The sequence below is a fragment of the Lactobacillus sp. WILCCON 0149 genome, from assembly GCF_057197965.1.
Map to the genome: position 1 here is coordinate 1 of NZ_JBUBHO010000049.1, position 271 is coordinate 271.

The following is a 271-nucleotide window of genomic DNA, read 5'->3' on the forward strand; positions in this document are numbered from 1 at the left end:
AAACGAAAACGGTCTTCTGAGACTGCAAGTCACAAGAAGGCCGCTATCGCATCGATCCATAAATTATTACGGACGATCTTCGCTTTAATTAAGAATGATCAATTGTATAGCTATGACGTAGCCAAACATAACCAAAGACTTTTGTCATAAAAATTGATCCAATAGATATTATAACAGCCTCTTTTTCGAAATTACAGAAGGTGGCTGTATTTACCATGCCCTAAATCAGATATTTGACTTGATTCTCCAGGAGCCATTTCCCGATTAGGCC

Annotated in this window: 1 pseudogene; it reads left to right on the plus strand. The window is 38.0% G+C overall.

What is annotated here, in order from left to right:
• A pseudogene (locus ACYVUV_RS12430) lies at positions 1–150 on the plus strand (IS110 family transposase); the annotation flags it as partial.
• Between the last annotated feature and the right edge of the window lie 121 nt (positions 151–271).